General features: G+C 45.3%; 5 protein-coding genes and 2 pseudogenes. 1 reads left to right on the top strand and 6 read right to left on the bottom strand.

Annotated elements, in window-relative coordinates; genetic code table 11:
• Positions 1-67: 67 nt before the first annotated feature.
• From A7K91_RS00470 to A7K91_RS00500, 6 genes and pseudogenes are all read right to left on the bottom strand, one after another.
• Positions 68-1,855: a copper amine oxidase N-terminal domain-containing protein gene (locus tag A7K91_RS00470; RefSeq protein ID WP_068678568.1), complete on the bottom strand. Its 1,788-nt coding sequence runs from the start codon at positions 1,853-1,855 to the stop codon at positions 68-70.
• 181 nt (positions 1,856-2,036) lie between these two features.
• Positions 2,037-2,549 (bottom strand): phosphotransferase-like protein, encoded by a 513-nt coding sequence (locus tag A7K91_RS00475; RefSeq protein WP_068678591.1) that lies wholly within the window; start codon positions 2,547-2,549, stop codon positions 2,037-2,039.
• Between the two features lie 454 nt (positions 2,550-3,003).
• Complete coding sequence (locus A7K91_RS00485; RefSeq protein ID WP_068678572.1) at positions 3,004-3,633, bottom strand: type 1 glutamine amidotransferase family protein; 630 nt, start codon at positions 3,631-3,633, stop codon at positions 3,004-3,006.
• Positions 3,634-3,741: 108 nt separating this feature from the next.
• The gene (locus A7K91_RS00490) at positions 3,742-4,710 is read right to left on the bottom strand and encodes a helix-turn-helix transcriptional regulator (RefSeq protein ID WP_068678575.1); all 969 of its coding nucleotides are present in this window, start codon (positions 4,708-4,710) and stop codon (positions 3,742-3,744) included.
• A 469-nt stretch (positions 4,711-5,179) separates the two neighbouring features.
• Positions 5,180-5,437, bottom strand: a pseudogene (locus A7K91_RS25900) (CD3324 family protein); the annotation flags it as partial.
• Positions 5,438-5,451: 14 nt separating this feature from the next.
• Positions 5,452-6,156 (bottom strand): hypothetical protein, encoded by a 705-nt coding sequence (locus A7K91_RS00500; RefSeq protein ID WP_068678579.1) that lies wholly within the window; start codon positions 6,154-6,156, stop codon positions 5,452-5,454.
• 321 nt (positions 6,157-6,477) lie between these two features.
• Here A7K91_RS00500 and A7K91_RS00505 point away from each other — a divergent pair.
• Positions 6,478-6,664 (top strand): annotated as a pseudogene (locus A7K91_RS00505) (IS1595 family transposase); the annotation flags it as partial.

The following is a 6,664-nucleotide window of genomic DNA, read 5'->3' on the forward strand; positions in this document are numbered from 1 at the left end:
CCGACTCAAACACTTGCCATTTGCAGCAAAACAGCAACAAATTAGTTATTATGGGCTCCAGATTAGCCTAACGATCCAGCGCTCTGTCATCCAGCGGGTAAAAAATAAGGTTGATCGGGAACGCCGAGCCGGCTGGAGGACTGAATTCAATATCAAGGCTTTCCTCATGACCCGTAGTTTTATGCACCATAATCATGCCGTCAAATGCCGTTAACACGCCGGAGGCCGGCACTTTAACCATCTCGCCGTTAATTTTGAAAGGCCCCTTAAATGGCCCGCCTTTTGCCAGAAGCATAATAGCCATACGTCCCGGCTTTTCGGAATGGATGCGGTACACGGTGCCGTAGTTGCCAGGCAACGTTGCGGCTTCGCCGCGCTGAGGATCATAACCTGTTTGGAACTGATCGATCTTGCCGTCTCCAATAGCCAGCTTCACCGGTTTTTTTAGAGACTGCTTAGACAAATCAACCTTCCAGTCAAAGCCCGCAATCTGGAAGGTGCCACGAATATGGCCCTGAAACGGCAGCTTGGTCATATTCAGCATATCTTTGGAAACTGTGTCCGCAGCGGCAAAGGTAAATGTGACCTCGCCGTCCGTCTCCACATCGTACATCAGATTAACGCCTTGGCCGGGATGGAAATCCGGGTATTGCTTATAAATAAATGTTTCACCTGGCGGCACCACCATCATTTCATCCTCGGTGTCGTCCAGCAAGAAATCGACCATCGCTTCGCTTCCGATCAGATGCGCATAGATGGACGGAAATACCTCGCCTTTATTTGTTGTTTTTATTGCAACAGGTTTGTCGGTGTTATTGGTTGCCAGAATCGCAAAGCCGACTCTTTGGCCCGTCCCGTTAAGATGATCCGCATAAAGCCGGCCTTTGCCGTTGATGACATCCTGGTAAAGAATGCCTGTTTCCGCAAAGGTTTCCGGGCTATCGCTCATCAGCAGCGTACGCGATTTGTCCTCCGTCACCTGCTTCTCCAGCTCGGGAAGATTAAAATACGTTTTGTACAGCGTATTCCAATCCGTTGCTATGTAACCGCCTATCGGCTTAGTATAAATCGGATATTCCGTCTTCGACAGATACGTTTCATCCTCAACAATTACATATCGGGTAAATGGCGCGCTGGTATTGCCGTTTTTGTCCGTCGTTACCAGCGTAACGGGATATGTGCCCGGCTCGAAAAAGACCTCTTCCCTTCCCGTCCAGTCCAGCTTAAGCCCTTCCGAATCGGGATCATAGCTTAAATTAATATATTTAACAGGTTCTCCGGTCCGGTAGCTGCTTTTGCCAAGAGAAAACTTGGCGACCGGTTTGGAGTTATTTTGATCCGGGTCAAAATTTCCAAGCGGCTTGCGTACATGCAGTACATCCACTCTTCGCAGCTCCGCATTGTACGTATAGCTTGCTCCCATATAATCGGAGAGCCAGGTCAGCTTGATCATCAGCCGTCCATTCATCAGCATGGCGACATCGTCGAAGGGCTGCGCGAATCCATTAACCCAAGCTTCCTTGTTAACCGTATCCAGCAGTATTTCATGCGTCGGCGTTTCCATCAGAATGGTCCGCGTTTTTTCCTGCCATTCGACCTTCATGCCAAAAGCATCGCCTAAAAATTTGACCGGCACATAGGTTCTGCCCTTGCGCACCGTCGCAGGAGAGTCCAGTGTCACCTGCTGTCCGTTCAGAAAAGCTTCGTTGTTGTCAATGTAAAATACAACATAGTTCGTTCCCGCCGCGATAGCTGGTTCATTAGCTGCGGCATGACTTAGCGGGGCGGTGAGCAGCATGGCGGATAATAAAAGCACGGCGGCTTTCCGTTTGACTGCCCCTTTCAAATAAGGCATTCTTGCATCTCCTCTGCATCATTAAATAGCAATCTTACGATTAGACGAGGATTTATGAAAAAAGTTGCTCTAATTCCCATCAGCGCACCAAATATTCCTTAATCTTTATGTTCTGAACCTTTATTAATGATAAGCATAACCAAGGTTATGGTATTTCACACCCCGCTAAGATGACTTGCCTTTAATCCACCAGGCTTTTTAAAATGAGCTGGGCACATTCTTCTGAGGTATTCTGATGCGTGTTTACCGTAAAATGATAATCTATATGTTGAGCCATCATATCGTGCTGCTCTTGAGATTGGTTTTCTCCCCGATTTCCGCGCTCTATATTTCGTTGGCGGCAAATATCCAGAGGGCAATACACTTCAATCATATAGAAGGGATAGCCGGCGAATAGCGCCTTCACCTTTTCATAATGCGGTGCAAGCTCCGGCCTCTCCACCAAAATGCCATCAATCAGCACATGTTTACCAAGATCAGAAAACAGCTTGGCGGTATGATACATCATTATAATAAGCTCGCTTAAATGCTTCCAATAATCCTCGCGAAGATAGCGATCCCCAATCATTTCCTCAAAAAGATCATTGGCCACCACATAATAAATGTCCTCCGAGCTTGCCTGGATGGCATCAACAATCGACGTTTTTCCCGAGCTCGTAACCCCATTCAAAAATACAATGTTCCCTTTTTCTATTTTCTCATTTTCCGCCTTCAGTTTGTTCAGTATCTCTTTGCCTATTCTCTCAACTGTCATTTATGTACGCCTCTTTCTCGTTAGAATAATTTCATTTTAACGGGTTGAGGGCGACAAAGGGGAGAAAAAACAGCTTAAAATAAACTGTGCCAAGTGCTTCTATTGCTTCTGCTGCTTCTATTGCTTCTATTGCTTCTGCTGCTACTATCCATTTTGTCGCGTAGCGGACATTGATGACCGTCAGAAGCCGAAATAGCTTGGTTCGCCTTGAGTAACGGTCACCCGTGTCCTTTAAGCATACAAACGGGCCCATTCTATCGGCATTTTTGGGTTTTACGGACGCCAATGTCCTTTACAATACGACATTCCACAAAAACAAGCTCCTAAAGGTCAGCGATGTCCGCAAAAATGATTGCAAAACCAAATCTGTTCCCGGGCATTCCTATAGTGCCAATTATTGAATAGCTTCCATCAACTCAAAAAAGTGTTTGGATTCATGAGTTTTATTAAGCCTGAACCATGCCTGCAGCGCTCCTGGAGACAAAACATCCAGCGCCTTCAATACATGTGCCGCAAATTCCAGCGAGGCTATCCCCGAGGCCGTCACCAGATTTCCATCCGTCACCGCCGATTCATTTTCATAAAAGCGTTCCCCTCTGTAACGGGGGCAAACAGCCTTCAAATAGTCCAAATTATTGCTTGTATGCCTGCGGTTGTCCAGCAGTCCCGTCTCCGCCAACCCAAAGGTTGCTCCACATATAGCTGCAATAATTGCCCCTTCGCCAAAGGCTTCCGTTGCTTTTTGCAGCAAGGGATCGTGAATGGGATTGCCCCAAGTATTGCCGCCCGGAAGGATGAGAACATCACCGCCTCCCACCCGGCATTCATCAATCGTCATGCGGGGAAGAATGGTTACTCCGCCCATCGTAATGACAGGATTTTCATCAATACCAACCGTAATCACCCCAAAAGGCGCAATTTCTTTCTTGAAATATCGTCCCGTATTTAACTCAGCAATTAAATAACCCGTTTCCCAGTCCGACATCGTATCACATACATAAAGGTACACATTTCTGCTTGACATAATCATTCTCCCTCAGCAGGTTGTTCAAAAAAGTCCGCTTATTCGGCGCTCCTTTTTGTTGATATCAGTATAAAAAAACTCCACTGACAGCTTCCGTCAGTGAAGTTTTTATTCCTGATAATAATGTAGCAAATCATTTAGCACTTCGATCATTTTTCGCTTCAATTCCAGGGGCTCCATAATTTGAATGGCACGGCCATAAGGTAGAAGCAGGTTAGGTATAAACGTATACAAAGCCTCTTTTGTAAGCGAAAATACAGCTTGCCCCGAACTCCGTTCCTTCAAATGATGGGCCAAATACCAATGCTGGCAGAGATTATCCAATGCACTGATCTTTCCGCTAATAACTAACGGAATAAGCTCATCTGGATTCCCTGCTTCCGATTCCGGAATGAGGGTTTTCATAAAAAATTCGCCTGCCGAAAAAGGCTCCGGCCGGATAAAAGACTCCTCCGTTTGTGTCAAACCTTTAATTCTGCTCGTCCTAAAGCTGCGGATTTCCTTTTTCAAGTGACAAAATGCAATAACATACCAGTTATGGCTCCAATAAATGATGCCATAAGGATCGACCAACCTATGCTTAGGCTGTTCCTCTCGACCCGTTTGGTACCACATATCTATTGAAGCCTGGTTGAGAACAGCTTGCTCCAATTCCTTCAATAACGGCTCTGCCGCCGATTTATCGACAGGGGCTAACACTTCGAGCCCTTCTAAATGCTGCCGTATTTTTTCATCCTGATCCTGATTGGAACGCGTTTTTAGCTTTGAGGTTGCCCGCTCCAGGTCTTCATCCAGATAATACCCCGCTTTTTTAGCAAAATCAGCCGCTTGAAGCAAAGCCGTTTTTTCTTCTACGCTAAAAAGTAGCGGGCTTTCAATAAAATCATGTAACAGGCTGTATCCCCCGTTATGTCCCGGGTCTGAAATAATGGGAACGCCGCTGGCGGAAAGAGCATCCATATAACGGTACACGGTCCGGATGTTCATTTCCAGCTTTTCGGACAGTTGTTTTGCAGTCATTTTCCTGCCGGATTTTAATAACCAGAGAATGGCCATCATGCTGTCGATTTTTGACATGGATTCTACCTCATTTTTCTTTCACGTAAAAAAAGACATTGCCGAAATGGTTATTATATCTTTTGAAATCGGCGTTTCCTTTTAAAACAATGATGGACGGGTACGCATTTATTTTGCGTCCCTTCAGCAAGGATAACAGATCCTGCTGCACGGTGCAGAAGAACTTCCCGGCTTCGTATTGAATCAGCAGCGGGGGCTGCTGTAGTAGGTCATCCCCTTTGCTGCCATCAGCTTGCTCCCCCTTTATGTCTTCTATAGGCTCTATAGATTCTATGGGCTGAATAAGTCGCAGCGGCAGCTTCACAACTCCGAAGAAAAGGGGCCCGCCCTCCAGAATTTGCTTGCTTTTGGTACCTGCTTTGTTGGAAAACAATAGATAACATTGAACCCATTCCTCGATTAATCCCGCACTTGCGTAATGAACAGCCGACGCAACGGTTGGATAATAAGCCAAGCTATCGGGCGTTCTTTTGGAATAGATGATTTTTTTGATGGAATCCAGCGATAGATAATATTCATCGGCAAGCTCCGACACGGTAGTTCCATGGGCATATTTATTGCGAATCATACGATTGCGCTTTAGCAGCTGCTCCCTGTAGCCCGAGGCCTCGCCCCATCCCCGCTTATCCTCCCCGGCTGGAAAATAAAGCATTTTTCCCGAAGCATATTTCTGAACCTCCAAAAACAGCTCCTCTGGAAGCACATCTCTTGCATTTTCATATTTCATTTGATCACCACTGTTTACAAAGCGTATATTCGGTCTTTCAGCTCGCTCATCGATTTCATAATGCTGGTGCAAGAAACCTCGTCCTCGATTGACGCATGCCATCGCAGGCCATGCAAGCCCTTCAAATACCCCATGCACAGAAATCTTTCTTTAAAATCCGGCACATGAATACCCTTTTTAGCAAAATAAGGGATAAGCAGCTCGGGAATATTCATATATGGCTTATTGAGATCCATAATGGCGAAATCGACCAGAAAATCGCCAATACCCGCAAATGTCCAGTCAGGGAAACCAACCGTCGAATGGCCGTCCGTAATCATGTTTTCGAAATACATAAAGTCATTGACCAGGTAACGATGCCCTTCGCAATAAGAAATGCGGGACTCCATCTCCTTGTAGTAGCGTTCAAAAAATTCCCGCTCCAATAAAGTCGTGGAAAACATTTCACGCCAATTATACCAATATCCTTCCTTGTCTTCAGCAAAACTGTCCACGATAGATTCCCTGCTCGATTTATGCTCCGTCTTTCCCTGCTCATTTAATTGACCGTAGCCTTCAATGTGGGAAATATCGCAATCATGAATGGCACTGATTTTATCAAAAAACAGCTCGTGGCAATCCCAAAACTGCCCCGGTGTTAATCCATCGGCAACATATCCTTTTGGCGTCATATCGACCTTTTCCGACAGAAAAGATTTCAGGATGTTGTCTCGGCTCATTGGTTTATGCTCCTTTGCTCGTTAAATCTTTTCGTTGCATCAGGCGCGCGTCTGATCTAACCCTACAATAACCCCGCCGACATAAAAAATATAGGGTGTAAATTGATTAAGGCAACTTTACATAGAGTCCTTTAAAGTAAATAATAATGGAAGCAAAGGCAAGGAAATAAGAGGAAACTTATGTTGAAAGCCATATGAAAACATACCCTGACAGCCTTCCTTTTAAAATAAAGGCTTTGTTAAACCTTAATGTTGATATTTGATAATTACGAACAAACGTTCTATAATGAAGGTAACAATTGGTTCGGAGATGATTTGTCTATGGAGTTAAAGGAGCTAAAAAAGCTTGCTGATACATTAGACGATAGTGGTAAGCAGGAACTTATCTTCTTTTTGCAGTCCCAAACCAAGGGTCTGTCGGCTCCCCTTCGAGCAATTGACGAAATCCAAGAGCAGAAGCACAAAGATGGGCTTGTTTGTCCACATTGCAAAACTCATTCTGTCGTTC

It is taken from the genome of Paenibacillus oryzae (genome assembly GCF_001675045.1).
GTDB classification, from domain to species: domain Bacteria; phylum Bacillota; class Bacilli; order Paenibacillales; family Paenibacillaceae; genus Pristimantibacillus; species Pristimantibacillus oryzae.

What these genes read in the sequence shown, in the direction of transcription:
- A7K91_RS00470 (WP_068678568.1), bottom strand. Translation starts at nt 1,855, where the DNA reads ATGCCTTATTTGAAAGGGGCAGTCAAACGGAAAGCCGCCGTGCTTTTA.
- A7K91_RS00485 (WP_068678572.1), bottom strand. Translation starts at nt 3,633, where the DNA reads ATGTCAAGCAGAAATGTGTACCTTTATGTATGTGATACGATGTCGGAC.
- A7K91_RS00490 (WP_068678575.1), bottom strand. Translation starts at nt 4,710, where the DNA reads ATGTCAAAAATCGACAGCATGATGGCCATTCTCTGGTTATTAAAATCC.
- A7K91_RS00500 (WP_068678579.1), bottom strand. Translation starts at nt 6,156, where the DNA reads ATGAGCCGAGACAACATCCTGAAATCTTTTCTGTCGGAAAAGGTCGAT.